Origin of the sequence: Nesterenkonia sandarakina (genome assembly GCF_013410215.1) — a bacterium.
Lineage (GTDB): Bacteria > Actinomycetota > Actinomycetes > Actinomycetales > Micrococcaceae > Nesterenkonia > Nesterenkonia sandarakina.
The window spans coordinates 2,714,597-2,728,529 of the sequence record NZ_JACCFQ010000001.1 but is presented as its reverse complement, the minus strand read 5'-3'; the positions used below and the strand labels follow the sequence as shown (position 1 = coordinate 2,728,529).

At 70.3% G+C, this 13,933-nt stretch carries 13 protein-coding genes; 11 read left to right on the top strand and 2 right to left on the bottom strand.

The window, feature by feature from the left end:
• Positions 1-10: 10 nt before the first annotated feature.
• Positions 11-565, top strand: coding sequence for a helix-turn-helix domain-containing protein (locus HNR11_RS12445; protein ID WP_058888967.1), 555 nt, complete (start codon positions 11-13; stop codon positions 563-565).
• Here the strand turns inward: HNR11_RS12445 and HNR11_RS12440 are convergent.
• On the bottom strand, positions 558-1,859 hold the full coding sequence (locus tag HNR11_RS12440) for a nicotinate phosphoribosyltransferase (protein ID WP_343050698.1): 1,302 nt from the start codon (positions 1,857-1,859) through the stop codon (positions 558-560). The genes HNR11_RS12445 and HNR11_RS12440 overlap by 8 nt on opposite strands.
• 158 nt (positions 1,860-2,017) lie before the next feature.
• Here HNR11_RS12440 and clpS point away from each other — a divergent pair, with 158 nt between their 5' ends.
• The 7 genes from clpS to HNR11_RS12405 are packed head-to-tail and all read left to right on the top strand — an operon-like array spanning position 2,018 to position 7,197.
• A complete protein-coding gene (gene clpS / locus HNR11_RS12435; RefSeq protein WP_179442643.1) occupies positions 2,018-2,329 on the top strand; it encodes an ATP-dependent Clp protease adapter ClpS in 312 nt (103 codons plus the stop codon).
• A gap of 3 nt (positions 2,330-2,332) precedes the next feature.
• Complete coding sequence (locus tag HNR11_RS12430) at positions 2,333-3,007, top strand: DUF2017 family protein (RefSeq protein ID WP_179442642.1); 675 nt, start codon at positions 2,333-2,335, stop codon at positions 3,005-3,007.
• Positions 3,004-3,891, top strand: a complete 888-nt coding sequence (gene murI / locus HNR11_RS12425) for a glutamate racemase (RefSeq protein WP_058888970.1) — start codon at positions 3,004-3,006, stop codon at positions 3,889-3,891. The genes HNR11_RS12430 and murI overlap by 4 nt, the downstream gene beginning before the upstream one ends.
• Before the next feature lie 18 nt (positions 3,892-3,909).
• Positions 3,910-4,743 (top strand): MBL fold metallo-hydrolase, encoded by an 834-nt coding sequence (locus HNR11_RS12420; protein ID WP_058888971.1) that lies wholly within the window; start codon positions 3,910-3,912, stop codon positions 4,741-4,743.
• A complete protein-coding gene (rph, locus tag HNR11_RS12415; RefSeq protein ID WP_058888972.1) occupies positions 4,740-5,480 on the top strand; it encodes a ribonuclease PH in 741 nt (246 codons plus the stop codon). The genes HNR11_RS12420 and rph overlap by 4 nt, the downstream gene beginning before the upstream one ends.
• Entirely contained in the window at positions 5,477-6,115 is a 639-nt protein-coding gene (gene rdgB / locus HNR11_RS12410; RefSeq protein WP_179442641.1) for an RdgB/HAM1 family non-canonical purine NTP pyrophosphatase, read from the top strand. The genes rph and rdgB overlap by 4 nt, the downstream gene beginning before the upstream one ends.
• Positions 6,112-7,197: an exonuclease domain-containing protein gene (locus HNR11_RS12405; RefSeq protein WP_179442640.1), complete on the top strand. Its 1,086-nt coding sequence runs from the start codon at positions 6,112-6,114 to the stop codon at positions 7,195-7,197. The genes rdgB and HNR11_RS12405 overlap by 4 nt, the downstream gene beginning before the upstream one ends.
• A gap of 1 nt (position 7,198) precedes the next feature.
• Here HNR11_RS12405 and HNR11_RS14135 read toward each other — a convergent pair whose 3' ends face one another.
• On the bottom strand, positions 7,199-8,113 hold the full coding sequence (locus HNR11_RS14135) for an ADP-ribosylglycohydrolase family protein (protein WP_179442639.1): 915 nt from the start codon (positions 8,111-8,113) through the stop codon (positions 7,199-7,201).
• 67 nt (positions 8,114-8,180) lie between these two features.
• Here HNR11_RS14135 and HNR11_RS12395 point away from each other — a divergent pair, with 67 nt between their 5' ends.
• From HNR11_RS12395 to HNR11_RS12385, 3 genes are read left to right on the top strand one after another with little or no spacing between them, the layout of a single operon-like run.
• Entirely contained in the window at positions 8,181-9,368 is a 1,188-nt protein-coding gene (locus tag HNR11_RS12395) for a metallophosphoesterase family protein (RefSeq protein ID WP_179442638.1), read from the top strand.
• Entirely contained in the window at positions 9,365-12,553 is a 3,189-nt protein-coding gene (locus tag HNR11_RS12390) for an AAA family ATPase (RefSeq protein ID WP_179442637.1), read from the top strand. Before HNR11_RS12395 ends, HNR11_RS12390 begins: the two co-directional genes overlap by 4 nt.
• Positions 12,550-13,932 (top strand): hypothetical protein, encoded by a 1,383-nt coding sequence (locus HNR11_RS12385; RefSeq protein WP_179442636.1) that lies wholly within the window; start codon positions 12,550-12,552, stop codon positions 13,930-13,932. Before HNR11_RS12390 ends, HNR11_RS12385 begins: the two co-directional genes overlap by 4 nt.
• The last annotated feature ends 1 nt before the right edge of the window (position 13,933 follow it).

Sequence of the window (13,933 nt, the reverse complement as noted above, 5' to 3'; positions counted from 1 at the left end):
GACTGGGAGCATGGAAGAACTTGCTCAGCTGGGCCTGCGCCTGCGATCGGCGCGCACAAGTCGTGGTTGGACCCTGGACCGGCTCGCCCGCGGCGCGGGAATCTCACCGAGCACCCTCTCGCGCCTGGAATCGGGCAAGCGCCAGGCCAGCCTGGAGCTGCTGCTGCCGGTCACGCGCTGCCTGGGCATCACGGTGGATGAGCTGCTGGTCTCTTCCAGTCCGGACCCGCGGGTGCAGCGCGATGCCTGGGAGCGCAACGGCATGCTCGTGCAGCCGCTCTCCCCAGAATCATCTCCGGTGCACACCTACAAGATCAGCTACGTGCCGCGCCCGCCGCTTCCAGAGCTGGGCAGCCACGACGGCTATGAGTGGCTCTACGTGCTCACAGGACGCCTGCGTCTGCAGCTCGGGGAGGAGGAGATCCTGCTCGGGCCCGGCGAGGCCGCCGAGTTCGACACGCTGCGCCCGCATGGGCTCAGCGCTGTGGGACCGGAGAACGCCGAGGTCATCTGCATCCTCAACGACGCCGCCGTGAACCGGCACACCTCAGACGCGGTCAGCTGAAGATCGTGGGCAGCACCGGGTCCCCGTGCTGCAGACGCTTGGCGGCAGGCGGGAGCTCGGCCAGGGACGCGGCGTGTCGGCGCTGCGCATTGGCCACTCCCGCCGCGCCGACATGTTCGGCGGCGATGACCCCGTCACGGACCAGCGGCACCATCAGCTCGCGGGTGTCCCGGTCCGCGACCTGCGGGGCAGCCCCGATCCCGATCAGCTCGGCATCGGCGCGCCCGGTCTCATCCAGGCGGCGCAGCGGATGCTTCACCCCGCCGACGCTGGACTTGCCCGGGGCGTTCTTCGCCACGGCGACCGCGGCGCCGTCGTCGTCGGTGCGGGAGACCAGCTTGTAGACCATCGCGGCGGTGGGGGAGCCGCCACCGGTGACCAGCTTCGTGCCCACCCCGTAGGAGTCCACCGGAGCCGACTGCAGGCGCGCGATGGCGTGTTCGTCGAGATCCGAGGAGACGATGATCCGGGTGCCGGTGTTGCCCAGGGAGTCCAGCAGCGCACGCACCTCCCCGGCCTGCTCCACCAGGTCTCCTGAGTCCAGCCGGACGGCACCCAGCTCGGGACCGGCGATGGACGCCGCCCGGCGCACCGCCGTCTCCACGTCGTAGGTGTCCACCAATAGGGTGGTGCCCGGTCCGAAGGCTCGGACCTGGGCTTCGAAGGCCTCCTCCTCCGAGTCGTGGAGCAGCGTGAAGGCATGGGCGGCGGTGCCCAGGGTGGGCAGGCCCCAGCGGCGCCCGGCCTCCAGGTTCGAGGTGGCGCTGAATCCGGCGACGGCGGCCGCCCGGGCCGCCGCGACGGCGCTGAACTCCTGGGTGCGGCGAGATCCCATCTCCACACAGGGCCGGTCCCCGGCGGCCACGGTCATCCGGGAGGCCGCCGAGGCGATGGCAGAGTCATGGTTGAGCACGGAGAGCACATAGGTCTCCAGCAGGCAGGCCTCCGCGAAGCTCGCCTCCACGCGCAGCACCGGGGAGTCTGGCATGAAGACCTCGCCCTCGGCGTAGCCGTGGATGTCCCCGGAGAACCGGTAGTCGGTGAGGAACTCCAACGTGGGCTCATCCACGATGCCGCGAGCGCGCAGCCAGTCGATCTCGGGCCCGCCGAAGCGGAACTCCTCCAGACCTTCGAGCATCCGCCCGGTGCCGGCGAGGACGCCGTAGCGCCGACCCGCCGGAAGGTGCCTGGTGAAGACCTCGAAGACGCAGCGCCGCCCGGCGGCCCCGGAGGCCAGCGCCGCCTGGACCATGGTGAGCTCGTACTGGTCGGTGAGCAGGGCGGTGGAGGGCACATCGGCCGGGACAGGAGTGGCCGGTGCGGCGGCTTTGGCGGCTGCTGGTGCGGCGGCGGCGAGCCCGGACGACGCACCGGCAGCTGAGGTGGCGCGCGCAGCGTCGGACTGAGGGGAGTCAGATTGAGGTGTCACAGCCCCAGCGTAGAATACGGAGCATGAGTTCAGCCCAAGGATCCACGCTCAGCCGTGAGGAGACTGACCTCGATCCCGAGTTCTCCCAGCTCCTCTCCGCCGCGCGCCCCTACCAGGTGGTCGTCTGGAACGACCCGGTGAATCTGATGACCTACGTCAGCTGGGTCTTCCGCAGCTACTTCGGGCATTCCAAGGCCCGGGCGGAGCAGCTGATGATGCAGGTCCACCAGGAGGGCCGCGCCGTGGTCTCCCACGGTCCGCGGGAGAAGGCCGAGCAGGACGTGACGGCGATGCACCAGTACGGCCTGCAGGCCACCCTGGAAGAGGTCGAGTAGTCCGTGGCCACAGCCTTCCGTGCCACCACCAAGGGATACCGCGCAGATCTGGAACAGCATGAACGACGGCTGCTCAGCTCGCTCTGCGCCGACGTGATCCAGCTTCTCGAGAGCCGCGAGGAGGACTCTGCGCTCGAGACGAACCCTGCCCCTGAGACCACCGCTGCGTCTGAGACGGCCTCGGCCGAGGCCGCCCCGGCTCCCGCCGAGGATCCCGCCTTCGCGCACTTCCGGGCGGAGCTCGCAGGCCTGGGCAGTGAGGAGCCGCTGACCCCGCCGGAGGATGAGGTCCTGCGGCGACTGCTGCCCGATGCCTCGAGCGACCCGGAGCAGGCCGGGCAGTTCCGCCGGCTCAGCGAGAACTCGCTGCGCGGCGCGAAGATCGCCGATCTGCGCACCGCGCGGATGCTGCTGGAGAGCACCCCGATCAGCGTGGACGAGGATCTCGCCCCGGTCTTCGGCCGGGCGCTCAACGATCTGCGGCTGACCCTGGCGACCCGGCTCCGGCTGGAGACCGCCGAGGACGCGGAACGTGTCCACCGGCTGGCCGGCGGCTCGAGCAGCAAGGACACCGAGTCCTTCATGGCGGAGATCTACACCTTCATCACCTGGCTGCAGGAGACCCTGTTCAGCGCGATGACCGAGTTCCTCCCGGAACCCGGGACATCGTCTCGATGAGCGCCGCTGCTCCGGTCGGGATCTTCGATTCCGGTGTCGGCGGACTCACCGTGGCCCGCGCCGTGCTGGACCAGCTTCCGGGGGAGTCGATCACCTATCTCGGGGACACCGCCCACGGCCCCTACGGTCCGCTGCCCATCGCCCGGGTCCGGGCCCATGCGCTCGGTGTCATGGACGAGCTCGTGGACTCCGGTGTGAAGGCCCTGGTCATCGCGTGTAACTCCGCCTCGGCGGCCGTGCTGCGCGATGCCCGGGAACGCTACACCGATCGGCGCGGGATCCCCGTGGTCGAGGTCATCCAGCCCGCCGTGCGCCGCGCCGTCTCGGCCACCCGCAATGGTCGCATCGGGGTCATCGGGACCTCCGCCACGGTGAGCTCCGGGGCCTATGAGGACACCTTCGCGGCCGCCCCGGCGCTGCAGATCACCACCGCGGCCTGTCCGCGGTTCGTGGAGTTCGTCGAACGCGGCGTCACCACCGGAGACGAGCTGCTCGCCGCGGCAGAGCAGTACCTCGCCCCGCTGAAGCGCGCCGGCGTCGACACACTGGTGCTCGGCTGCACGCACTACCCGCTGCTCACCGGCGTGATCTCCTTCGTGATGGGTCAGGAGGTCACCCTGGTCTCCTCCGCGGAGGAGACCGCCAAGGACCTCTACCGCGCGCTGACCCGCCAGGATCTGCAGCGCCGAGCCGCCGCGCCTGCCGAGCCCGGACATACCTTCCTCGCCACCGGCGACGCAGCGGCGTTCGCCCGGCTCGCCCGACGCTTCCTGGGTCCCGAGGTGCGCAGCGTGCAACAGGTGGCCCATGTGCGGGAGGCCTATCCCACCGGTGTGATCGCCCGGATCTCTCCCGCTATGCTGGCCGGAGCGCAGGATGACTGAAGGGGAGCCCGCCAGCATATGAAACTCACCATCATCGGGTGCAGCGGGTCCTTCCCCGGCCCGGAGTCCCCGGCCTCGTGCTACCTGCTCACCGCCCAATATCAGGGCCGGACCTGGCGGGTCGTCGTGGATCTGGGCAATGGTGCCCTGGGCAAACTGCAGCAGCACCTCGCGCTGGAAGACATCGACGCCGTGTGCCTGTCCCACCTGCACCCGGACCACTACATGGACCTCTGCGGACTCCACGTGGCCATCCGCTGGCGACCCGGCGGCTGGCCCGGCAAGCACGTCCCGGTCTATGGACCCTCCACCACGGATCAACGGATCGCCAGTGCCTACGGCATGGACCCCAACCCCGGGATGCACCCTGACTTCGACTTCCAGACCTGGCGGCCGCGGCAGGCCGAGACCATCGGGCCCTTCACCATCACCCCGGTCCCGGTGCGCCACCCGATCGAGGAGGCCTACGCGCTGCGGATCGACATCGCCGCCGAGGCCTCGGCGGATGCTCGCGAGCACACGCTGACCTATTCCGGTGACACCGACGCCTGTGACGGGCTCATCGAAGCAGCTCGGGACGCCGATGTCTTCCTCTGCGAAGCCGCCTTCGAGGACGGCCGCGACGACCACATCGAGGGCGTGCACCTGAACGGGCACCGCGCGGGAGTCATGGCACGCTCCGCCGGGGTTGGGCGGCTGCTGCTGACCCACATCCCGGTCTGGACCTCGCAGCGGGTGCTGCTGGCCAAGGCACGCGAAGAATACGCAGGCGACCTCGCCGTCGCCGTCGCCGGTGTCACCTATGAGATCGGCGCGACCACCACCCACCACCAGGGAGAGACCAAGCAGTGAGCATCACCACCCTTCGGACCGACGGACGCGCAGCAGATGAGCTGCGCCCGGTCACCATCACCCGGAACTGGAACGCGCACGCGGAGGGATCCGCGCTGATCGAATTCGGCGGGACCCGGGTGCTGTGCACCGCGTCCTTCGAGTCCAACGTGCCGCGCTGGCTCAAGGGGCAGGGCTCCGGCTGGGTCACCGCCGAGTATGCGATGCTCCCGCGGGCCACCAACACCCGCTCCGGGCGGGAGTCCGTGAGGGGGAAGATCGGTGGGCGCACCCACGAGATCTCCCGGCTGATCGGTCGCTCGCTGCGCGCCGTGGTGGACACCAAGGCGCTGGGCGAGAACATGATCACCCTGGACTGCGACGTGCTGCAGGCCGACGGCGGAACCCGCACCGCCGCGATCACCGGCGCCTACGTGGCGCTGGTCGACGCGGTGGAGTGGGCGCGGCAGCAAGGTCACGTCTCCAAGCGCGCGGAGGTGCTCAAGGACTCCATCGCGGCGATCTCGGTCGGGGTGCTCCCCGACGGGCAGGCCGTGCTGGACCTTCCCTACTCGGAGGACTCCACAGCAGAGACCGACATGAACGTGGTGGTCACCGGCTCGGGGGACTTCGTGGAGATCCAGGGCACCGCCGAGGGCGCGCCGTTCAAACGCGAGGAGCTGGATCGCCTGCTCGATCTCGCCCTGGGCGGGACCGACCGGCTCGCGCAGCTGCAGCGGGAGGCGCTGGCCCAGTGACCGCAAGGATCGTCCTGGCCACCCGCAACCCGGGCAAGCTGCGGGAGTTCCGTGCCCTGCTCAGTGCCAGTCCGCAGCTCCAGGGCCGGGATCTGGACGCTGAGGTGATCGATGCCGCGACCGCAGGCTGTCCCGACATCCCGGAGACCGGCCTCAGCTTCGAGGAGAACTCGCTGCTGAAAGCCCGCGCCGTCGCCGCACAGACCGGCCTGCCGGCGGTGGCTGATGACTCCGGACTCGCCGTGGAGGTCCTCGGCGGGGCACCAGGGATCTTCTCCGCCCGGTGGGCCGGGGCGCGTGCCTCCGATGAGGCCAACCTGAGGCTGCTGCTGGAGCAGCTCGCCGATATCGCACCGGCACACCGCAGCGCCGCCTTCGTCTGCGTGGCCTCGCTGGTGATCCCCGACGCACAGGGTGGCCCGCTGCGGGAGTTCACCACCACCGGACGCTTGGAGGGCACGCTGCTGCGCGAGCCGCAGGGTCTGGGCGGCTTCGGCTACGACCCGATCCTGCAGCCGGCGGGGGAGACCCGCAGCACCGCCGAGCTCTCGATGCCGGAGAAGAACGCGATCTCACACCGGGGCAAGGCCTTCGCGGCGCTGCGGGAGCACGTGGTGGAGGCGCTCGGCGCGTGAGAGGTCTGGACTTCACCGCCGTGGACTTCGAGACGGCCAACGGCTTCCGCGGCTCGCCCTGCGCCATCGGTCTGGTCAAGATTCGCGACGGCCAGGAGGTCGGCAGCTTCTACTCTGCGATGCGTCCACCGGAGGGCTTCGACCGGTTCGATCCGCATAATGTCGCGATCCATGGGATCACCCCGGACGCGGTGGCTCAGGCCCCGCGCTTCGGGGAGCTCTTCGAGCAGATCCACCGCTTCATCGGCGAGGACGTGCTGGTCGCACACAACGCGGCCTTCGACATCGAGGTCTTCGAAGCCGCGCTGGAGGTCAGCGGACTGGACTCCCCGGGACTGAGCTGCCTGTGCTCGGTCCGGCTCTCCCGGGCGAACTACCAGCTTCCCTCCCACGCGCTTCCCAAGGCGGCCGCGGAGGCCGGGTATCAGCTCACCGCGCACCACTACGCCCTGGACGACGCGCGGGCCTCGGCCGCTGTGGTCTGCGACATCGCGAGCCGGCGCGCCGTCGGGTCCACCCACCGGCTCTTCAAGGACTGCGGGATCGAGCCACGGACCATGGAGTCCTGGCAGGGCCGGCGCCCCCGTGAATCGCGGGCGACCCGGCAGGTGCGCACCATGGCGCACCTCTTCGATGCCCGACTCCCGGCACCGCCGCCGCGCCATATGCCCGACCTGATGCGCTGGCAGGATGAGGGCAAGAACCTCCCGCCATCCTCCGTGGCCGACCCGGGGCACCCGCTGTTCTCCCAGCAGATCGCCTTCACCGGAAACCTCTCGATTCCGCGCGCCGAGGCCAAGGAACTGGTCGCCGCAGTGGGTGCGGCGACTGCCTCCCGGGTCACCGCCGGCACCACGCTGCTGGTAGTGGGGGACGGGTTCGAAGCCTGGGAGCTCAGCACGCCGGAGCAGTCCGCTCCGCTGCGCAGCAGCAAGGCCCGGGCTGCGCTGCGCCGACAGGCCGAGGGCCAGCCGCTGCGGCTCATCGCCGAGGAAGAGTTCCGCGCGCTGCTGGGACCCGACTGGCCGGTGCCCGCCCCCGCCCAGGACACGGCGGCTGCACCGGCTGAGTCGGACCGGTGAGTCAGCGCGCGCGGGTGACCTCTTCCCAGTCCCGGGCGAGCTCGCCGATCACCGAGTAGACATCCGGGGTCGCGGGATCGGTGACCCTGTCATGGCGACCCAGAGGTGAACCAGCCGACGACGATGCGCCTCCCGTGGACGCGCCTGACCACGGCGCTGCCGCTGAGGGCGCTGCCCCGGCGTCCATCCCGGCCGCAGCAAGCAGCTGGCGCTCCAGGATGGCGGCGACGTCGTCGTCGAGTCCGGCGGTGATCGCCCGCCGCTCCCGCTCGCTGGTCTCCGGAGACTCCGGTGCCGCGGCGTCGGTGGCGAGCCGGTGCACCAGATCCGCGAGCGCCGCGGCCTTCTCCAGCAGATCCGGATGTCCGTGGGTCAGCGAGAGGGCCTGCCGCGTCCAGGTGCTGCGCATCGACGCGTCGATATAGGGGACCAGACCGATCGGCACCGCGCGCAGCAGCGCCGTGTCATCGGTGGTCTCTGGCTGTGCCGGGGCACTGGGATAGGACATCTGTCCCTGACTGAGTCCGCGCAGGCTGATCGCGCCAGATCCGTGCCGGACGGTGAGCCGGCGCTGTCCGCGCAGCTGCTGCAGCTGCTGGTCCAGCCGGCGGGCGGGCGGCTGCGGGGCCTGCTCCGGGTAGGACCCGGTGATCAGTCGGTACCAGCGCAGCGAACCGAGCCACATGCAGGCCAGCGGATCGGCGCCGAGTCCCTGGCGGCTCCAGTCCAGCAGCTCGAGCAGGCCGTCCGCGGTGCACATCTGGTGCAGCACCTCGGCGTGCAGGGCCACAGCAGAGGCTTCGGCGGCAGCATTGCCCGAGGCCGCAGGCGACGCGGAGGTCCGCGGTGTCGAGGGTTCCACGGCGGCGGCCAGCACCGGGCCGAAGCGACTGATCAGTATCTCGGCGGTTTCCACCCCTTCAGAATAGTCTCCTGCGGGGTGGTGCTCCGGCCATGTCCGTGCCAGCCGATAGCGTGGGGGCATGCGCTGGCTACACACCTCGGACTGGCACCTCGGTCGCGGCTTCCATGGTCATTCTCTGCGCTCCGAGCAGGAGCAGATGCTGGAGACGGTCTGCGCCGCGGTGACCGAGCACCAGGTGGACGTGCTGCTGATCGCCGGAGACATCTATGACCGCGCACTGCCGCCGGAATGGGCCGTGGCGGCGCTGGAGGAGGCGCTGCAGCGCATCACCGAGGGCGGTACCCAGGTGATCATCACCCCTGGGAATCACGACTCCGCCGCGCGTCTGGGCTTCGGGCGCGGTCTGATGCGCGGCTCCGGGGTGCACATCCGCAGCGCGCTGAGTGAGGCGTGGACCCCGGTGGAGGTCACCGAGTCCGATGGCGGGCAGACCCTGGTCTACGGCATCCCTTATCTGGAGCCTCAGCTCTTCGCGCCCAGTCTGGGGCTGGACGGGGGCCACCACACCGGCGTCACCGCCGAGGTGATCCGCCGGATCTGGGAAGACGTGGAACGACGTCGAGTCGGCGGCTCGGAGCCCACAGTTGTCCTGATGGCCCATCTCTTCGCGGCGGCTGGCGCGGCCTCGGACTCGGAGCGCAACATCGGCGTCGACGCGGCCGCCGGGGACCGGCCGGAGCATCACGAGGAGAGCATCGGGGGTCTCGCCGTGGTGCCTCTGGAGCTCTTCGAGGGTTTCGACTACGTGGCGCTGGGCCATCTGCATGGGCGCCAGCGGCTGTCCGAGACCGTGCGCTACAGCGGCTCTCCACTGCGGCTCTCCTTCTCCGAGACCAGGCAGGCCAAGGGAGCCTGGCTCTGGGACTCCGGCTCGGTGGAGCCGGCCCAGCCTCTGGACTGGAGCATCGGTCGACCTCTGGCTCAGCTGGAACTGCCCCTGGAGGAGCTGCTCGCCCCGGAGACCGTGGAGCTGCACCGGGAGTCCTATCTCCAGATCAAGCTCACCGATCCGATCCGGCCGGCGCGCGCCTTCCAACGCCTGCAGGAGGTCTACCCCTATATGGCCTCGTTCTCGCACACCGGCCGCCACGACGCCCCGCACAGGACGTATTCGGCGAAGGTGGAGCGCGCCCGCACCGACACCGAGGTCGTCGAAGGCTTCCTGGAGCACGTCCGAGGCGGACGCGGAGCCAGCGCCGAAGAAGCCCAGCTGATCGCTGAGGGCCTCCAGGCGGTGCGGCCATGAAGCTCCACCAGCTCACCCTGCACGCCTTCGGCCCCTTCGCCGGGACCGAAGTCGTCGACTTCGACCGGCTCGGCGCCGATGGGGTGTTTCTGCTGCGCGGGCGCACCGGAGCGGGCAAGACCTCGATCCTGGACGCCATCACCTTCGCGCTCTACGGCGACGTGCCCGGGCAGCGGGACAAGACCCAGCTCAAGAGCACCCACGCGCCCGCAGACAGCGAGCCCTACGTGCAGCTGGAGTTCACCCAGGGCGGGCGTCGCTGCCGGGTCCGGCGCTCCCCGCAGCACGGACGTCCGCAGAAGCGAGACGCCAGCCGGCAGCGGGAGGTGGGGCAGCGCATCGTCGTGGAATTCTTCCAGGACGGCAGCTGGCAGCCCTACACCTCCGGGATTCAGGCGGCCAACGATGAGATGCAGCGTCTGCTCGGCCTGGACCTGCACCAGTTCACCAAGGTCATCCTGCTTCCGCAGGGCGCCTTCGCGCACTTCCTGCATGCCAGCAGCAAGGACAAGCAGGAGCTTCTGGAGCGACTTTTCGACACCGATCGGTTCACCCTGTTGGAGAAGCACCTGCGCGAACTCGCCCGGGAGGCCGAGCAGCAGCTCAAGGACAGCGACACCCGGATCCAGACCCACCGCGAGAACCTCAGCCAGGCGGCGCTGGCGATGTTCCCCGGCACTGAGCGGGCCGAAGCCGCGGACGACTCTGCCGGGCAGCAGCAGCTTCCCGGGCTGCCCGAGGCTGAGCTGAACGAGCTGCCCGAGACGCAGTTGACCGAGCTGACCGAGACGGAGCTGACGGAGCTGCCCGAATCAGAGCTGACCGAACGCGTCACCCAAGCCATCGAGGCTCGACGCGCCCAGCTGCACCAGGACTCCGCGCAGGCCGACTCTGCCGCGCAGGCCGCGGCTGCCGCGGACGCGGAGCTGCGAGTCCAGGAGGAGGAGCTGCGCCGGTTCGCCGAGCATGAGGCACGGCTGGCGGCGCATCGGGAACAGGCGCCACGGGTGGCAGCGCTGCGGGATGCGCTGCGACGGCATGAATCCGCGCAGCTCATCCAGAGCTGGTTCACGGCCGCCGCCGAGGCGGTGCAGGACCACCGACGCGCCGTCGACGCCGCCGTCACCGCCACCGAGTCGGCCGAGTCCGCCCTGGGCGTCTTCGCGGCGCGGCAGCCGGCAGAGATCTCCGCCCGCAGGCTCCTCGCCGGAGAACACGATGCGCAGCACCGTGCCCAGCCGGAATCTGCGGAGCTCACCGCTGCGGTGGAGGAGCTGATCGCACTGCGCGCCCGGCTCTCCGATGAAGACGCCGGTCAGTTCGAGGCTCGGCTCACCGAAGTCTCCGCGCAGATCTCCGGCTCCGAGCAGCAGCAGGAGCAGACAGAGGCCGAGGCCGCGCAGCTGACCGGGCAGCAACAGGCGCTGGACGCCACGCATCAGGATCTGCAGGCACAGCTGGAGGACCTCGAAGAGCTCGAAAGTACGCGGGATCTGGCGCGCGCGGCCACCGGCTCGCTGACCCAACGGCTGCAGACCCAGCGCACCAGAGACCAGATCTCAGCTCGCTGCGAGCTGTGGCGGGCACGCCAGGACGAGCGCGAGCAGGCCCACAGTCAGGCGAAGGCTCGGCACCAGCAGCGCCTGGCGAGCTACCTGCGCAACCTCGCCCTGCAGCTGGCCGGAGAGCTCGAAGCTGGAGAGCCGTGCCTGGTCTGCGGGTCCACCGAGCACCCGCATCCAGCCGTGGACGAAGACTCCTCCATCACCCAGGCAGAGGTGGAACAGACTCAGCTGGAGCTCCAGACAGCACGAGACGAGCTCAGCGAGGCCCAGATCGAACTGCGCAGCCTCAGCGAACAGCTTGAGGCGGTGCACTCCGAGCTTGCCGAGCACGCGCAGCTCAGCGTCACCGACACCGAGGCCGAGCTGGCTCGGGCGCAGGAGGCGCTGGAGGCCGCCGAGCGGCGCAGGTCCGACCAGCGCGAGCTGCGCAGCCAGCTCGACGCCAACGCCGCGCAGCGGCAGCGCGTGCAGACCCGCCTGCTCGAGGCCCGGCACGGTGCCCAGCAGGCCAAGGCCGCGCTCGTCCAACAGCGCGCGCAGGTCAGCGAGCTGGAAGCGGCGCTGACGGGGCTGCGCGGAGACTACGACTCCCTGGCCCTGCGCCGCGAGTCCCTTGAGCAGGTGCTCGGCGAGCTGCGATTCGCCCTGACACGGCTCGAGGCCGCAACCCTCCAGCGGTCCCACCGGGACCGCGCGCAGGCCAGCGCCTCCGCCCAGCTCGAGAGCTCGGAGTTCACCGAGCAGGCCCAGCTGGGGGCCGCGCTCTTGGACCAGGCGACGCTGCACCGCGATCAAGACACGGTCACGGCCTGGGACGAGCTGAAGCACCAGCTCGACTACGAATCTGAGCAGGAGTCGGTCCAGGCCGGCCGGCGTCGTCAGCTGGAGGGGCAGACCCGTCCCGACGCCGAGGAGCTGCACCGCGCGGGGGAGCTCAGTGCCGCCGCGGCGCGGGCCCTACATGATGCGGGAGCCGCTCAGCTGCGCTTCCAGGCCCAGTGCGAGACCGTCGAGGACCACATCGGCAAACTCGAGTCGGCTCTGCGCCACCGCGACTCCGCCCTGGGCGAGCAGCGCAGGAGAAGCGAGCTGGCGGCCACCATCAACGGGGCAGGCCCGGAGAACACGCTGCGGATGACGCTGACCACCTTCGTGCTGGCCGCGCGCCTGGAACGTGTGGCAGAAGCAGCCACGCGGCACCTGGCCACCATGTCAGAGGGCAGGTACCGGCTTCACCACAGCGATGAGGCAGGCGGACGCGGGCTGCGCGGACTGGAGCTGAAGGTCCACGATGACCACAGCGACGTGGAGCGGCCCACCTCCTCGCTCTCCGGCGGGGAGACCTTCATGGCTTCGCTCGCGATGGCGCTGGGCCTGGCCGAGGTGGTCCAATCAGAGTCCGGTGGCATCGGCATGGAGTCCCTGTTCATCGATGAGGGGTTCGGCTCACTGGATGAAGACACCTTGGAACACGTCATGAGCGCGCTGTACCGACTCCAGGGGGAGGGTCGCCGGGTGGGGCTGGTCAGCCATGTCACCGAGATGCACCGCGCGATCCCGACCCAGCTGCGCATCCACCGGCATCGCGCCGGATCGACCACCGAGATGGTCATCCCGTGAGCGGCCCGCCTCCCTGGGCCGCGGCCGTCTCTCTCGCCGCGCGGATGCCGGGGCCCATGCTGCCGGTGGGGGTCATGGCCGCCGCCGCGGCCAGCACCGGTTCGATGTTCACCACCGCCACGCTCACCGCCGCCGGGCTGATCGGCCTCTCGATCTCCGCCCCGGCCGCCAGCGCAGGCGCGGAGCGCTTCGGCACGCGCAACGTGCTGCTGGTCAGCGCCATCGTGCATGTGCTGATGCTGGTGCTGATGGTGAGCAGCGTCGATCGGCTCACCCGAGGTGACACGCTCGCCTCCAACGCCACCATCTACACGCTGCTGCTGATCTTCACCCTGATCGCGGGCCTGAGCACCCCCGCGGTGGCCACCTTCAGCCGTGCCGGGAGTTGGGCCGGGGAAGCAGGCATCTCGGTGCGGCACGGGCTGCGTGTCCAGGGTCGGCTCGACGACGCCGCCCTCGTGGCAGCGCCGATTCTGCTCACCGTGCTGAGCTTCAGCGTGGGGCCCACCGTCGGACTGCTCAGCTCCGCGGTGCTCACAGCGGTGGCGGTGCCGCTGTACGCGGTGGAGCGTGCACACCTCACCGAGGCTCCCGTGGAATCCGCGCGGCTGCCCCTGGCGGGAGCCGAGTCCGCCCAGCAGCTTCTTCTGGAACACCATGGACTTGCGTCCGCAGCGCAGACATCCGGGTCAGCGGCACGTAGACCCGAGTCAGCTGCACCGACGCCGGGAGCGGGCGTTCCGGCAGCGGAATCCGATCCCGGCTGGGCGCGAGGCCTCAGCACGGGGATCACCCTGGCCGCCGCACTGGGACTTGTCCTGGGAGGTCTCTGGATCTCGGTGCTGGATGCGGCGCAGCCCCTGAGCCGACCCAGCGTGTTCGCCCTGGCCATCGGACTGATGGCGGCTGCAGGGGTGCTCTGTGCCCGCTGGAGACCAGCGGGATTCACCGACCCGTTGACCCTGCGTCGACGGCGGCTGCATGTCCTCTTGCTGGTGGTGCTCAGTCTGCTGATGGTGGTGCTGGCGACGCTGTTGCCGCCTGGGACGTGGACACTGGTGACGCTCAGCGGTCTCGCGGTGCTGCAATCGGCCGCTCTGGGACGGCTCATCCGGGGACTCTACGCCGGGCTGGCGATCTCTGTGCCCACCGGTCGGCTCGCCGTCGCGACCCCGGCGGTTGCCGGGGGAGTGTTGCTGGGGATCGCCCTGGGGCTCACGCTCGCCGGGATCGCCGCCGACGAGATCGGCCTCGGCGCCGCGGCCGCAGTGGTCACCGCGGGCAGCCTGTTGGCCGCCGTCGTGGTGTTCTCGGGTCAGCTCTGGGGCAGCCCGGAGTCCCGCAGGGATACAGCCGCTGTCCTTCCGCGCGGTGAATGAC